The organism is Sinobaca sp. SA16-1 (assembly GCF_059510515.1).
In genome coordinates, this window is the sequence record NZ_JCAKFL010000002.1 from 319,907 (window position 1) to 333,740 (window position 13,834).

The following is a 13,834-nucleotide window of genomic DNA, read 5'->3' on the forward strand; positions in this document are numbered from 1 at the left end:
ATGCTAAAATGGCTTCATAGCAATTATCTGAACATTCCATCAACCGTCCGGCTCTTTCTTTTTGTATAAGGAAATGTTATTTTTATAATGAAATTCAAGATTTTATACAGTGCTCTTTGCGTCAAATATGGAGTATAATTAGAAAGTCTTATTATTTTATGCAAAAAATATACATAAAGAGGTGTCGACATGAATTATTCTTCTCCAACTAAGCCCCCGGCGGCCCGGGGCTCTATGCTGCGTTTTCTGGTTCCATCTATTATAGGGATCCTGCTATTTATGGTCCCTGTATCTATTGGAGGAGAAGTGACTATTGTAGTAGCTATTCTCGCCAATTGGCTTCAGGGGGCGATAGGTCCTGCCCTTCCGTATATTGCAGCTGCCTTTATGCTCGCTGCTGTTATTGGGACTATCACCGTACGCTTTGTACATGTTTCTTCCCCCTTTCTTCAGACTTTATTCAACGTTTCGCTGTTCTGGCTGATTGTAAGGGTGCTGGGATTTATTTTTGCCGTTATGGTCTTGTTTAGTATCGGCCCGGAGCCGATTATTTCAGAGTTTACCGGCGGACTGCTTTTGTATGACCTTATTCCGGTACTTATTTCCGTCTTTTTGTTTGCCGGCTTATTCCTGCCGCTGCTGCTTAACTTCGGCCTGCTTGAATTTGCCGGCGCTCTGCTCACACCTATTATGCGGCCGCTGTTTAAGCTTCCCGGACGGTCTTCGATTGACTGTGCGGCCTCCTGGATGGGAGACGGAACCATCGGCGTACTGCTGACAAACCAGCAGTATGAACAGGGCTACTATACTAAACGTGAAGCGGCCGTGATCGGCACGACTTTCTCTGTCGTTTCCATCACTTTCAGTATTGTAATATTAGAGCAGATGGATCTGTTGAGCTATTTTCTCCCTTATTACTTTACGATTATCGCAGCAGGTTTTGTAGCGGCTGTTATTATGCCGAGAATTCCTCCGTTGTCCAGAAAAAAAGATGACTTTTTCAGAACACGAACGAAGCAGTCCTCGGAAGAACGCCCGGCTTCTGTCAGCACGTTTTCCTGGGGTATCCGCCAGGCGGTTTCTAAATCCGGCGAAAATGGCGTTCGTTCTATTTTTACCGGCGGTATCAAAAATGTTCTCGACATGTGGATCGGCGTTCTGCCGATTGTGATGGCGCTTGGTACGCTGGCAGTGATTGTGGCTGAATTTACTAACTTCTTCGCCATCATTGGCGCTCCATTCGTTCCGCTGCTGACACTCATGCAGGTTCCGGAAGCTGCCGCAGCGTCTGAATCCATGCTCATCGGATTTGCCGATATGTTTCTCCCTGCTATCTTGGGATCCGGCATCGAAAGTGACATGACCCGGTTTATTATTGCCAGTTTATCCGTTACCCAGTTAATTTACATGTCTGAAGTCGGCGGACTGCTTCTTGCATCAAAGCTGCCGGTATCGTTTCTTGATCTTGTTATAATCTTTCTGGAACGGACCATTATTACACTGCCTGTTATTGTAGTCTGCGCCCACTTTATCTTTTAATCCAGAAAAAAAGCATCCGCCCCTGAAAGGGCCGGATGCTTTTTTATACTTCTTTTCTCTCTTTTCCGTACCATTCATCAAGCACTTTAGCATCTAATACTTGTTTATCAATAAAAGCCTGCTGCGAATCATTAAATACATCTTTCCAATTCACGTCCAGGTCCTCGGCATGTTTTACTGTCGTAAGAAGCTCCTGCCATGCCACGTAACGTTTGTACCAGAAAAACTGCGGCTGCTCGTTCATATAAGGATATAAATCATCAAATGCAGTGTGCTTACAGTCAATTGTTCTTTCAAATTGTTCTTTGGATTCTTCAAGCTTATGAATTAGATATTTCCCAGTATCTTTTGACACGATCCATTCACTCCCTATCCCTTACCTTTACCTCATTTTATAACAACTTGTTTCGATAAGTAAACCGAACCGGTCAGGAAACTTTCATTCTGTTGTTTCCGCTTGCAAAAAAATAACAAAAAAGCCCTCCATCCGGAGAGCTTCTTCAATCAGGATTCTAATCAGCTGATGCCGCGCATCCGCTTTTCCATGTTATTCATCTTAAAATCTTCTTTAAATTCTTTTTCAAAGCTTTTAATTAATTTAATCAGCTTTTTCTTTGTATAGGAAGAGCTTAACAGTCCTTTATTAATCAAATATTTATTAAGAAAGTCCATCCGTCCGCTTTCATATTTACTGCGGTTATCCACGAGTTCTAAATAAGTGTAAATCGCAGCCTCCAATGAATCTTCTGCATCAGCAAAGTCATTGTAGCGATCCAGAAACATCCGGTAATTATTTTCACTCAGCATATTCAATAGTACAGTCATAAACTGCTCTTCTCTACCTTTTATACTGTAGCCTTTTTTCTCCAGAAGCCGGATAAAAATGGAAAGATCCGTATTATAAAAATCCAACGCCAGGCGCATTTCACTTGTCACATGCAAAGAAATAGAAAATTTACCCTGTGAACGGGCAAGGAGACGATTATGAAGCGCTCTCGCTACCCCTGCATTCAATAAAAAAGATGGATGAATCGTATATAAATATTTTTCCATTTCTGAATAAAGCAGATGGTTCTGCTTTTCTTCGACTGTTTTTTGTTCTTCATACATTACTTGTTCGGACGCAGCATATGCTTCCATTCTTTCAGCGGTCTCGTTGGACCATACCGTTCTTTTCTGGCTGTATTTCTCTCTCAATGCTTTCAACATGTGAAAGCCCCCCTTCATGCTTGGACTCCATATCTATTTTATGTCCCGTTTTTATGATTGTCTGATCGACCAAAGAGTAGTGTATCATACAACAATGAAAAATAAAATAGAGTATATGCAAGTTTATGAACATAAATAAGCGGTGAGGGCTTCTGAATAAGCTAAATCATCATATATTCCGTTTTATTCACATATATGGCCTATAATTTCGTAAATAATAGAAGCAGGCTAATGACGGTCCAGTTGTTTAGATTGAACGAATGTTTTCATATACTGCCTTTTGGAACGACCTAAAAGCTCCTGCATCTGCCCTGCCCATGTGATGGACTTCCTGCCCGACGTCCGGTTTTGATAATACGCCTTAATTACTTCGTCATAAGAGTGATAGGCTTCGCTCAACGCAGCCTTATCTTTTCTATAAGCTTCTTTATGAAAAACAGTTTCCAATGGAAGCCTTGGTTTAATATCTTCTCTTTTTTCAGGATATCCTACCGCCATTCCAAACAATGGGACTACATAATCCGGGGTTTCCACCAGTTCATCCACTCCCTGTAAGTTGTTACGTATGCCGCCTATATAGCATATTCCAAGTCCAGAGGACTCGGCAGCAACTGCCAAATTCTGCGCCGCCAGCGCAGCATCAATGACGGCCACCATAAACCCTTCCGTGCTTTCAGTGGAAACACTTATATCCGTATCACCTGTTTTCAACAGTTCTTCGTGACGGTTATAGTCCGCACAGAATAGAAAAAAGTAACCATTTTGTTCTACGTACTGCTGGCCTCCCGCTAGTTCGGCCAATTTTCTTTTTTTGAGCGGATCTTCTATACCAATAATCGTGTAGGCCTGAACAAAGCTCGAAGTTGAAGCCGCCTGAGCAGCACGTACGAGCAGTTCGACCGTTTCTGTATCAAGCGCTATGTCTTTAAACTGCCTGACCGAACGGTGGTCCAGAAGCGTTTCTATCGTTTTATTCATATTTATTCTCCTTTTTACGTTTATTTCGAAAAAAAAACACGCTGCATCAGCGTGTTTTATTGTGAGTTAGGTTGTAGGCAGTAAAAAAAAGAAATGCAGACTGCAGGCACTGCACGTCTTTTTTTCACTAAAATTATGTAAGGGTTCGTTTAAGCTACTAGACTTCTTTAGTGCCAAGGCTTATTTCCAGGCCTTCTTTGACACGCTCCATCGTTTCGTCGTCCAGATGAGTAATTTTATCTGTAAGGCGCTGCTTATCAATTGTACGCAACTGTTCCAGCAAAATCACGCTGTCCCTATCAAAACGATGTTTCTCGGCATCAATTTCTACATGGGTTGGAAGTTTGGCCTTTTTAATCTGGGCCGTGATTGCAGCTACAATAACGGTGGGACTAAATCTATTCCCAATGTCATTTTGAATGATAAGAACGGGTCTTACCCCTCCCTGTTCCGAACCTACAACTGGAGACAAATCAGCAAAAAAAACGTCGCCTCGTTTTACTATTTTTTTGGATGAATAGTGATCATGACTACGTTCACTCAACTCATCTGTTCACCTCCTTGGTCTTATTTCAGGAAATAAGAAACGCCAAAGAAGGCGGTTTCAGCTGCCTATCTGGCAGCTAAAACCAATTCTCCGACAGTTAGGGCTTCAGATTCCGCTTCTTCAAACTCACGGCAAACCTGTGCATTAAGCTGGGCCATTTCCAAATAGCCATGCTTCATTTTTTCCTGCATGTCTCTAGATTTTCTTTTCTTAATCTGTTCGAGAAGTACATCGTGAAAAAATGAATCTTTTTCCTGTTCCGTTAAATGTTTGATCTCAGAATAAAGATCTTCTCTAAGTTCAAACGCTACCTGGTGAAATGGTGACATATCAAAATGACCCCCTGCATATTTATTCCTTACCCTCAGTATAAAGCAAATATGCGTGTATTGAAAATAATATTTTTCTTTTTTTTGTATTTCCCTATAATAAAGCCTTTTTTATTGATAAATATAGGCTAAAGCTAGTGTCTTATTTTTATTTATCTTATCGAAATAAAAACTATTGCATTATACTATAATATTTGATATGGTGGCGTTACAACAAAATGTAATATCCTACTTCTTTTAGAAGAAGTGAGGTTAGAGGTGCAAATGCTATCAGTAATCTGCCGGAGAAACTTGAGTTTCTGTGAAGGCTGATAAAAGGAGTATTTGCCGAAGCTTCTATTATTCTCAAGAATTAGAAGCTGGTTTCGTATTTAACAGGTGCGGAACTGTCATGCAGCCACCCGGCTGTATGGAGGGCTATCTCACGCTTTAACGGTTCTTATAATCCCGGAAACGTTAAACAGCAATGAGGTCTCTCCTGTTGCTGTTTTTTTGTATGAAAAAACGCTTCGGGAAAGTACCTTGCCCTCACTCTATTCGTTTTGTGATTTTGAAACATAAATCTCAAGAAAAGGGTGATTGTAATGATGAATTTTGGAAGAATCAGTACAGCAATGGCCACGCCATTTGATAAAGATGGGGAGATTGATTTCCGCTCCCTTACGAGACTTGTAAACCATTTAATCAGCACTGGAAGCGAAAGTCTTGTCGTAGCAGGTACAACCGGTGAGTCACCTACGCTCAGCCGCGAAGAAAAGCTGATGCTTTTTGAACATGTTGTATACGTAGCCAACGGCCGGGTACCGGTTATTGCGGGTACCGGTTGTAACAACACGCGCGCTTCTATGGAATTAACAAAACTTGCCGAAAAAACTGGCGTAGATGCCGTCATGCTCGTTACTCCTTATTATAATAAGCCTTCCCAGGAAGGTATGTACCAGCATTTCAAGGCCGTTGCCGAGGCAACGACCCTTCCGGTTATGCTTTATAATATTCCGGGCCGCAGTGCAGCAGGAATGATACCGGAAACGGTTATCCGCCTTTCTGAAGTCGAAAATATTATGAGCGTGAAAGAAGCGACCGGCAATTTGGACTGGGCATCACAGATCATTTCCAGCACTCCTGACTCCTTTCTCGTTTACAGCGGCGATGACAGCTTAACGCTGCCTATGCTCTCTATTGGAGGCACTGGTATTGTATCTGTCTCTTCTCACATTATTGGAAATGAAATGCAGGATATGGTGCAGAGCTTTTTAAATGGAAATATCGCTTATGCTTCCAAGCTTCACCGGGAGCTGCTTCCAGTCATGAAGTCTATGTTCTCCGCACCAAATCCAGTTCCTGTAAAAGCCGCGCTTGAAATGCAGGGCATTGTTTCCGGGGACGTTAGACTGCCTATGGTACGCTTGACAGAAGAAGAAGCTGCGCTGGTTTTTACCGCCATTGAACCGAAAAAATCGCTTTATGTTGGATAACACGTTATACTCATTATAAAAAACAGCCCCGCATCCAGCGGAGGCTGCTTTTTTTCGAAAAGAGGCACGAGGCTGTGAAACACCTTTTTTTATGGATTATACGGGGCTATCAGCGGTTTATTTCACCCTATACCCCACCTACCTGTCGTTTTTATCCTACCTGCTCCCAGTATGGATATGAAGCCTTTTCCCGATTTGGAGCCCTCAAAGGCGCCTGGCTCACGATAATACGAATTTGTAAATGCCATCCTTTTCACCCGGGCGGTATTGATTATGTCCCAGAGAAACAAAAAAAAGAAAAGCTTTAATAGGCTTTTCTTTTTTGTATCCACTTTTGTTCAAGATAACCTGTCCCCATTAAGACACCGGCTACAATTAATAAAAAGCCGACCCCCTGCAGCATATAGATAGATTCTCCTAAAAATATAACAGAACTTACCATTCCAAAAAAAGGAACAAAGTTGTTAAAAACGGCAGTTTCCCCTGCTCCTATCTTCTGAATGGATAAGTTAAACACCTGATGACCTAAAGCGGTTGCCAATACGGAGGAGCCAAGGAAAATCAGCCAGACGCCAGCCGGTATCTCTCCAAGCGGCGGCAGCCCTCCCGGTTCAAGCAGCGTACTAAACACGAATAACCCCGCCGAACCAATAACAAACATCATGCCGGTCACCAGCCTTGGAGACAAATCAATCGTCGCTTTTCTAATAAACACAAAACTCAATGCCTGGGCAAACACTGCAGCAAGCATCAGTATATCCCCGGATGCCACACTCCCCGGCCCGCTCCCGGCACCTGCCGCAATGACCAGACAGACGCCGACAAATGCCGAAACAATCCCGATAAACTTAATTCTCGTAAAAGGGTCTCCTAAAATAAGCAGGGCCAGGATAGAGGTAAAAATGGGAACGAGTGCCACGATTAGCGAGCCGTTTACGGCCGTTGTGTTTGCGAGTCCAAATGCCAGGAACAGATGATGAGCCGTTACTCCTGTTAATGACGCAAAGGTAATGTACACCGCCTGTTTCTTCGTCAAACGCCGCCATTCTCCTTTGAGGGAAATAATAACTGCCAGCACTACGCCGGCTAATAGAATTCTCCATGACTGCATTGCAGCTGGAGGCACGTATTCCACCAGTATCTTAATCGCCACTACATTCATCCCCCAGGCAATCATTACGGCAAATAACAGCATATAATTTATCCACTGTGCTGAACCATTCATAAACAAGACCCCTTTATACTCCTATGCTTTGAAACCAGTGAAGCCCGCTTAATAAAAAGATAAAAACAACATACACCGTTACTAAAAAAGGGGTGTTTTTTTTAATCAGTTTCCAGGCAGGCACATTCATGAGATTAGACGCCATAAGAACCGAACCGGAAAAAGGAGAAAACTGCGTCGCCAGCATCCATGCGGCCAGCATCAGCATCCCCATAAACGAAGGCGTCACGCCAAACAAAGCCGGATCAAGCGAGCCTCCTATCCCAATAACAATAATAACAGGATGAATTCCTATAAAGGCCAATCCCATAGCCATTGCCATTAACAAGGCAGCAAGAACCGGCACCGCTCCCCCCGACCAATCAATTAATACACGGGTCAGCACGTCCCCAGCCGGACTCAAAGATAACGCCTCTCCAAAAAAACCAGCTGTAATAAAAATACCAAGTTCATTATATAATCGTTTAAAACTCCAGCTTACCTGCTCATGGGCACTTATAATATATCTCCGGAACATATGAAGCACCGCTGCCCAGATTAAAGGATAGATCAATCCCAATAAAACAACGACCGTCAGCATCCCGAACGGCAGGATCATTTCCATTGTAAAGGATAGGAGAAGCAAAAGAACAACAAATAGTAAGAACAGCCCAAGCTGCCTTTGCAGAAAAACCGGCTCTTTGTTTTCCGTGCGGTTTACCCGTTCATCCGGATCAGCAAATGCAGAAGACGGGAAAAACAAGGCTACAATCACACTATAAAAGACGGCCATGATCAAGCCGTAGCCTCCAATGTCTGTCCACGATAAATCGTATAGTACCAGAATCAGTGCTACATTAACAAAATAAGGGGACCAGAGCATGCAAAATCCAAAACCCCTAATAATCAGCAGGCCGAAACGTTTATTCTCGAAGGCGGTAAAACTCTCAGAACCAATTTTATGTACAAGCGGCATCGAACCAAGGTTTAATAATGATCCCATTCCGGCTGTTAACACATATCCAAACAGATAGGGCCTGGACCGGTGTTTTTGTTCTCTTTTCTGCAGGGCATGCTGCAGCGCTTTTAAAAAGCCGGCCCTGCTCATAAACACCCCAAAAAGCGGAACGAGGATAAACAAAGCAAGCAGGTTCATGTTTTCTCCTAAACTAAAGAGCATAAGAGAAAACGTTTCCCGATAGAATATAAACATCCAGAACCCGCTGCCGAGCAGCAAAATAATAATACTTCTCGTAAACCGATCCATTTTCGAAAGAGAAAATAAAAGCAGTACCCCAGCAGCCGTGCTGTATGTATACACAGCACCCGGCATGGAAAATATCTCATCAGCTAAATAAAACAAGACCGCCAGAAAGGTAATATAGCCCAGTAACCGTTCCAATATTGATATATGCTGCATGAGTTTTCACATCCCGCCCAATGCTTGTAGTAGAGTCCATTTTAAAACAATATTTTCATCGTACCACCTCCGTCGGGGTTTGCAAAGCACTCCTGCCCAGAGAAAAAGCCTCCGGTTGAATACAGCCGGGGGCTTTCACTTCGTTTCTTATCGTTAGAAAAGCTGTTTGCTTTTACTCGAATTTGCTTCTTTTACGTAAAGCGGCCTTGGAACGTCTGCGAACGTTTCACATCCATTTTCCGTAATAAGAATAGACTCGGTAATCTCGACGCCGTAATTATCAAGCCAGATGCCTGGCATTAAATGAAACGTCATATTCGGCTGCAAAATCGTTTTGTCACCTTTTCTGAAGCTGACGGTATGCTCGCCCCAGTCCGGTGGATAGCTTAGTCCAATAGAATACCCGAGCCGGGACTCTTTGTAATAGCCGCGCTTTGCAATCGTACGGCTCCAGACCGCTTCTACTTCTTCTGCGGTCATTCCAGGCTGAATGGCATCAAGAGTTGTTTCAATGCCCTCCTGAACGACTTTGGAGAGTTCCGTTACTTTATCCGGTGCATGGCCGATGGCCATCGTTCTCGACATCGGCGTATGATAGCGCTTATAGGCGCCGGCTATTTCAATTGTTAGATAGTCTCCCTCTACGTAACGACGGTCTGTCCACGTTAAATGAGGGCTTGCCGTATTTTCACTCGTTGGGATCATCGGTACAATCGACGTGTAGTCGCCGCCGTATTCAGCTGTACCCCGTATCTGTGCTGCGGTGATGGCCGCTGCTACATCATTTTCCCTTACTCCTACATCTGCCGTTTCATAGGCTGCCGCCATTGCATTTTCCAGAATTCTTGCAGCCCGTCTCATATATTCTATTTCCAGATCTGATTTAATTAAACGCACCCAGTTAACGAGTGTATTATAGTTTCTGAATTCGGCATCGGGGAGCTGGGTTGTAATACGCTCATAGCACATTGCCGTGAAGTAAAACGAGTCCATCTCCAAACCGATCTTCCTGGACCCCTGACCAATCTCAATAAGAATATTTGCTACAAAATCCATTGGATGCTTAATAGAAGACTGCACAAACTCATCCGGATAAGGAATAATATGATTCTCGTCAAGCCAAGTGGTCACTTTTGCGCTGTGCGCATCCATTTCCCTGCCTATCCAGATAGGCTGCTCTTCGTCTATCATAACGACCAGTATTTGGTGTACGTAAAACGACCAGGCGTTATATCCCGTTAAATAGTACATGTTAGACGGGTTGGAAACGAGCAGCACTTCTATTCCATATTCCATCATTTTTTGCTTTGTATGGTTCATCCGAACTTTATATTCATCAAGAGGAAACATTTCTCCACTCCTTCGCAGCCGATTTTTTTAAAAATCTTCCAACTTAAAACAAATAATCCGCTTTTCCGACATTTCCTCAATCGCAAAGGCTACTCCTTCACGGCCGAGACCCGAACCTTTCACTCCGCCGAAAGGCATCGCATCGATACGAAAATCACTGCTGTCATTTATCATAACGCCGCCGACGTGCAGCCTGCGTGCAGCCTTCATCGCAGCATCAATATTTTTAGTGAAAATGCCTGCCTGCAGGCCGTAGTTCACCTGATTGGATCGTGTGATCGCCTCATCAAGCGAGTCCACTGGGAAAATCATCACAACCGGACCGAATACTTCTTCTTTTACAATGGTCGCATCTTCCGGCACATTTTCAAGAAGGGTTGGATGATAAAGGGCACCTTCGCGCTTTCCTCCGGCTAGTATGTTTCCTCCGGCATCGAGTGCGTCCTCCACCCATTCCTGCACCCGCTTGGCTTCTTTTTCATTAATCAGCGGGCCCATGTCCGTGTCTTCAGATAGCTTTCTGCCTAATTTCACCGAGCTTACTGCTTTAGTCATGTGCTTTTTAAATTCATCATATACGCTGGATTCGATAAATATCCGCTGCACGCCGAGGCAGTTCTGCCCGGAAGCGGCAAACGCTCCGGATGTAAGAGAAGCCGCTGCTTTTTTCAAATCTGTATCCGCCATAACGATGGCCGGTGAGTTTGAACCAAGTTCCATGGATAATTTTTTAAGACCGGCTTTTTTTGCAATGGCTTCTCCTGTTTCCAGTCCGCCGGTAAAGCTGATCATGTTTACTTTACTGCTCTCTACAAGCGTGTCTCCAATGTCCCTGCCTCTTCCTGTAATAACGGTAAGAACCTTTTTAGGAAGCCCGGCATGCATTAGTGCTTCTGCGAGCTTTAGAGCGCTCAGCGGTGTCTCAGTAGCCGGCTTTACAATGATGGCGTTACCCGCAGCAATACCCGGGCTCACTTTGTGGGCTACAAGGTTTAACGGGTCGTTAAACGGCGTAATTGCAGCAATAATACCTACCGGAAAGTGATAATAATAGCCCATCCGGTTTTCATTTCCGGGCATTTGATCAAAATTAATTGATTCCCCTGTTAAGCGCCTTGCCTCTTCTGCACCAAGTCGAAGCGTTTCAGCGGCACGTTTTGCTTCCCCGCGCGCTTCATTAATTGTTTTACTGCCTTCTTTGGCTATCGTTTCTGCAAATTCTTCCCTGCGCTCATCAATATAAGCTGCTGCTTTATTTAAAATATCCATTCTTTCCCGTACAGTAAGGGATTCTGCAATAGCGGCTCCTTCTTCAGCCACTTGAATAGCATATTCCATGTCTTCCTTTGCAGCCGCCGGCACGGAATCAATCTGCTCTCCATTTTCAGGGTCATATACAGGAATACGATCTTCACGATCCACCCATTCTCCGCCTAAAAGCATTTTTCTTCCAGCTGTTTTCGTCGCCATATTGCTTCTCCACCTTTCTCGTACTGTTAAATAGATTATTTTTTCATGTTCAGCAGGTCTATCAGCAGGGCAAAACCGGTTTCCGGTATACCTGCCCCCGCACCAATCAGCGTCACAGGTCCCGATAAATCGCATTCGTACGTTACCGCATTCAGCGCGCCGTTAATTCCGGCAAGCGGATCATCGAGCTTTAAACGTTCCGGTGCAACGGAGGCAGTTACCCTGCCCTCTTCCTGGACTACTTTGCCTATCAGCTTCCAGGTTTCCCCGTTTTCTTTCGCTTCTTTCATATCAGCAGGTGTAAGGCTGGTAATGCCGCTTCTGGACACTTCTTCTTTTGTAATAGAGGCTCCCATTACGACATTAGCCATAATCACCATCTTGTACATGACGTCGTATCCTTCGATGTCATTCGTCGGATCTGCTTCCGCAAAGCCTTTATCCTGCGCTTCTTTTAACGCTTCCTCGAACTCAAGCCCCTGGTCCATCCTCATCAGCATATAGTTTGTAGTGCCGTTAAAGATGCCCTTGATTTCCCTGATATCGTTGCCTGCCAGAGAAGTCAGCGGCATGCGTATAGCCGGTGTCCCGCTCATCACCGTTCCCTCAAAAAGGAACGCTACGCCTTTTTCAGAAGCCAGTGCCTGCAGTTCTTTTACCGCAAGGGCTACCGGTCCTTTGTTGGTCAATACAGCATTTTTCCCGGCTTCGAACGCTTTTTTACAGTGGTCAATCGCCGGCTGTCCGGTATTTACATCCGTAAACGTAATTTCGATCATCGTATCGGCATTTGATTTTTCTATCGTTTCGATACTGTCCCAGCCTCGTACCAGCCCGCTGCTTTCCGGATAGCCTTCCAGCGTTTTGTGCTGTTTCAGAGAATCAAGCACCTTCTCGAGATCAAGTCCGTCCGGGTCATGAATGGACCCTTTGTACAAATCGGAGATAGAGACCACTTGAAAATCGGTACCGTACTGCTCTTTTAGTTTTTCTTTTTTATCGATGAGAATAGAGGCTAGTCCCTGCCCTACTCCTCCAAATCCAATAAATGCAAGCTTATGTGCCATACGCTCTCTCCTTTTCGGTTTACGTATTACTTCTTTTGCTGTGACGAAGGGCTGCATTTACTAGTATAGCTGCGCCGACTGGAAGCACTGCCTCTTCGAAATCAAACAGCGGCATGTGAAGCCCACTGTGGCTGCGCCCGGGTATTCCGGCTCCAATAAACATCATAGCCGCCGGCACTTCTTTCGCCACGTGGGCAAAATCTTCTCCCCCCAGCCCGTATGGCTCCTGCAGAATAGTCATTTCAGGAAACAGGTCTGCTACAGTATCATCTAGAAACTGCACCGTCTTCCGGTCATTTAATAAAGCCGGTTCCCCGCGGTGGGTAGAGAGCGTGTACGTTCCGCCGAGCGAATCAATAACATTAAATGCCTGTTTTAATTCCCGCTCCATCCGGCTGCGTGTGCTTTCGTAATAGCTGCGCATTGTGCCTCGTATATACACTTTGTCTGGAATTACATTGTAGCTGGACCCTGCTTTAATTTCCCCAATACTTATTACGGCAGGTTCAAGCGGAGAAATCCGCCGGGAACTTACTCCTTGAATGGCCTGCAGGAGAAACGAAAGCATCCACGTCGGATCAGTTCCCAGATGTGGATAGGCGCCGTGCCCGCCTGTTCCTTCAATAACTGCTTCAAAAGTATCCACGCTTGCCATACTCGCGCCTTCATGAAGTCTGACGCTCCCCAGAGGATGTTCCGGGTCTATATGGAGCGCATAAGCCTGGTCCACATCATCATAGATCCCGCTTTCCAGCATATAAGACGCTCCCGTTTTGCCGGCCCGGTCCGTATCTTCCTCGGCAGGCTGAAAAATAAATTTAATCGTTCCGGCTGCGTGCTCTATATTTTCAGCAGCAAGTCGTGCTGCACCCAGCAGCATAGCGGCATGAGCATCATGGCCGCAGGCGTGCATCACTCCTTCATTTTGGGAAACGTAGTGATGGTCATTTTCTTCTGTTATAGGCAGCGCGTCAATGTCTGCGCGCAGGGCGGTAACCGGACCTGTCCCCCGCTTCAGAATTCCAACGACACCGGTTTCAACCCCGGTGTCTTTTTTGCCTTTTAATACGGTCATTCCTCGGATTTCCTCCAGCTTTTCAGCAATAAAAGCGGATGTGTTTGTTTCCTGAAAGCTGAGCTCCGGGTATTGATGAAGCTCTCTTCTCCAGGAAGTAAGCTGCTCTGTCATAGCTTTTGCCTGAGTATAAATGTGGTGGCTGGAGTCCATGCATCTAGTCAACCTTTC

Annotated in this window: 14 protein-coding genes and 1 riboswitch; of the genes, 3 read left to right on the forward strand and 11 right to left on the reverse strand. The window is 44.8% G+C overall.

Features of this window, described 5'->3' with window-relative positions; all coding sequences use genetic code 11:
* Positions 1–189: 189 nt before the first annotated feature.
* Positions 190–1,539, forward strand: coding sequence for a YjiH family protein (locus AC5W2J_RS05675; RefSeq protein ID WP_496058519.1), 1,350 nt, complete (start codon positions 190–192; stop codon positions 1,537–1,539).
* A 43-nt stretch (positions 1,540–1,582) separates the two neighbouring features.
* On the opposite strand, the gene AC5W2J_RS05680 is transcribed toward AC5W2J_RS05675, so the two are convergent.
* The 5 genes from AC5W2J_RS05680 to AC5W2J_RS05700 all read right to left on the reverse strand — a co-directional run bounded on the left by AC5W2J_RS05680 (position 1,583) and on the right by AC5W2J_RS05700 (position 4,602).
* On the reverse strand, positions 1,583–1,894 hold the full coding sequence (locus AC5W2J_RS05680; RefSeq protein WP_496058520.1) for a hypothetical protein: 312 nt from the start codon (positions 1,892–1,894) through the stop codon (positions 1,583–1,585).
* A 161-nt stretch (positions 1,895–2,055) separates the two neighbouring features.
* Positions 2,056–2,748 (reverse strand): hypothetical protein, encoded by a 693-nt coding sequence (locus AC5W2J_RS05685; protein WP_496058521.1) that lies wholly within the window; start codon positions 2,746–2,748, stop codon positions 2,056–2,058.
* A gap of 228 nt (positions 2,749–2,976) precedes the next feature.
* Positions 2,977–3,726, reverse strand: a complete 750-nt coding sequence (gene nfsA, locus AC5W2J_RS05690; RefSeq protein WP_496058522.1) for an oxygen-insensitive NADPH nitroreductase — start codon at positions 3,724–3,726, stop codon at positions 2,977–2,979.
* Between the two features lie 157 nt (positions 3,727–3,883).
* The gene (locus AC5W2J_RS05695; protein WP_120193571.1) at positions 3,884–4,231 is read right to left on the reverse strand and encodes a type II toxin-antitoxin system PemK/MazF family toxin; all 348 of its coding nucleotides are present in this window, start codon (positions 4,229–4,231) and stop codon (positions 3,884–3,886) included.
* 107 nt (positions 4,232–4,338) lie between these two features.
* Positions 4,339–4,602, reverse strand: a complete 264-nt coding sequence (locus AC5W2J_RS05700; protein WP_496058523.1) for a hypothetical protein — start codon at positions 4,600–4,602, stop codon at positions 4,339–4,341.
* Positions 4,603–4,847: 245 nt separating this feature from the next.
* A riboswitch (Lysine riboswitch) is annotated at positions 4,848–5,030 on the forward strand.
* 159 nt (positions 5,031–5,189) lie between these two features.
* On the opposite strand from AC5W2J_RS05700, the gene dapA reads away from it, so the two are divergent.
* Together dapA and yidD are read left to right on the forward strand one after the other, a co-directional pair.
* Positions 5,190–6,077: a 4-hydroxy-tetrahydrodipicolinate synthase gene (dapA, locus tag AC5W2J_RS05705; RefSeq protein WP_496058938.1), complete on the forward strand. Its 888-nt coding sequence runs from the start codon at positions 5,190–5,192 to the stop codon at positions 6,075–6,077.
* Between the two features lie 74 nt (positions 6,078–6,151).
* A complete protein-coding gene (gene yidD / locus AC5W2J_RS05710; protein WP_496058524.1) occupies positions 6,152–6,385 on the forward strand; it encodes a membrane protein insertion efficiency factor YidD in 234 nt (77 codons plus the stop codon).
* Here yidD and AC5W2J_RS05715 read toward each other — a convergent pair.
* The 6 genes from AC5W2J_RS05715 to AC5W2J_RS05740 all read right to left on the reverse strand — a co-directional run bounded on the left by AC5W2J_RS05715 (position 6,382) and on the right by AC5W2J_RS05740 (position 13,816).
* Positions 6,382–7,302, reverse strand: a complete 921-nt coding sequence (locus tag AC5W2J_RS05715) for a DMT family transporter (RefSeq protein ID WP_496058525.1) — start codon at positions 7,300–7,302, stop codon at positions 6,382–6,384. The two genes, yidD and AC5W2J_RS05715, sit on opposite strands and share 4 nt — an antisense overlap.
* A 13-nt stretch (positions 7,303–7,315) precedes the next feature.
* Positions 7,316–8,701 carry a hypothetical protein gene (locus AC5W2J_RS05720; RefSeq protein WP_496058526.1) on the reverse strand — a complete coding sequence of 462 codons (1,386 nt, stop codon included), beginning with the start codon at positions 8,699–8,701 and terminating at the stop codon, positions 7,316–7,318.
* A 153-nt stretch (positions 8,702–8,854) separates the two neighbouring features.
* Positions 8,855–10,051 carry a M24 family metallopeptidase gene (locus AC5W2J_RS05725; protein ID WP_496058527.1) on the reverse strand — a complete coding sequence of 399 codons (1,197 nt, stop codon included), beginning with the start codon at positions 10,049–10,051 and terminating at the stop codon, positions 8,855–8,857.
* 27 nt (positions 10,052–10,078) lie between these two features.
* Positions 10,079–11,521 carry an aldehyde dehydrogenase family protein gene (locus tag AC5W2J_RS05730; protein ID WP_496058528.1) on the reverse strand — a complete coding sequence of 481 codons (1,443 nt, stop codon included), beginning with the start codon at positions 11,519–11,521 and terminating at the stop codon, positions 10,079–10,081.
* Between the two features lie 35 nt (positions 11,522–11,556).
* Entirely contained in the window at positions 11,557–12,588 is a 1,032-nt protein-coding gene (locus tag AC5W2J_RS05735; RefSeq protein WP_496058529.1) for a homoserine dehydrogenase, read from the reverse strand.
* 19 nt (positions 12,589–12,607) lie between these two features.
* On the reverse strand, positions 12,608–13,816 hold the full coding sequence (locus tag AC5W2J_RS05740) for a M20 metallopeptidase family protein (RefSeq protein ID WP_496058530.1): 1,209 nt from the start codon (positions 13,814–13,816) through the stop codon (positions 12,608–12,610).
* Between the last annotated feature and the right edge of the window lie 18 nt (positions 13,817–13,834).

Excerpts from the sequence above, each read along its gene's own strand:
- AC5W2J_RS05675 (WP_496058519.1), top strand. The coding sequence starts at position 190 with ATGAATTATTCTTCTCCAACTAAGCCCCCGGCGGCCCGGGGCTCTATG.
- AC5W2J_RS05685 (WP_496058521.1), bottom strand. The coding sequence starts at position 2,748 with ATGTTGAAAGCATTGAGAGAGAAATACAGCCAGAAAAGAACGGTATGG.
- nfsA (WP_496058522.1), bottom strand. The coding sequence starts at position 3,726 with ATGAATAAAACGATAGAAACGCTTCTGGACCACCGTTCGGTCAGGCAG.
- AC5W2J_RS05700 (WP_496058523.1), bottom strand. The coding sequence starts at position 4,602 with ATGTCACCATTTCACCAGGTAGCGTTTGAACTTAGAGAAGATCTTTAT.
- dapA (WP_496058938.1), top strand. The coding sequence starts at position 5,190 with ATGAATTTTGGAAGAATCAGTACAGCAATGGCCACGCCATTTGATAAA.
- AC5W2J_RS05715 (WP_496058525.1), bottom strand. The coding sequence starts at position 7,302 with ATGAATGGTTCAGCACAGTGGATAAATTATATGCTGTTATTTGCCGTA.
- AC5W2J_RS05720 (WP_496058526.1), bottom strand. The coding sequence starts at position 8,701 with ATGCAGCATATATCAATATTGGAACGGTTACTGGGCTATATTACCTTT.
- AC5W2J_RS05725 (WP_496058527.1), bottom strand. The coding sequence starts at position 10,051 with ATGTTTCCTCTTGATGAATATAAAGTTCGGATGAACCATACAAAGCAA.
- AC5W2J_RS05730 (WP_496058528.1), bottom strand. The coding sequence starts at position 11,521 with ATGGCGACGAAAACAGCTGGAAGAAAAATGCTTTTAGGCGGAGAATGG.
- AC5W2J_RS05735 (WP_496058529.1), bottom strand. The coding sequence starts at position 12,588 with ATGGCACATAAGCTTGCATTTATTGGATTTGGAGGAGTAGGGCAGGGA.
- AC5W2J_RS05740 (WP_496058530.1), bottom strand. The coding sequence starts at position 13,816 with ATGGACTCCAGCCACCACATTTATACTCAGGCAAAAGCTATGACAGAG.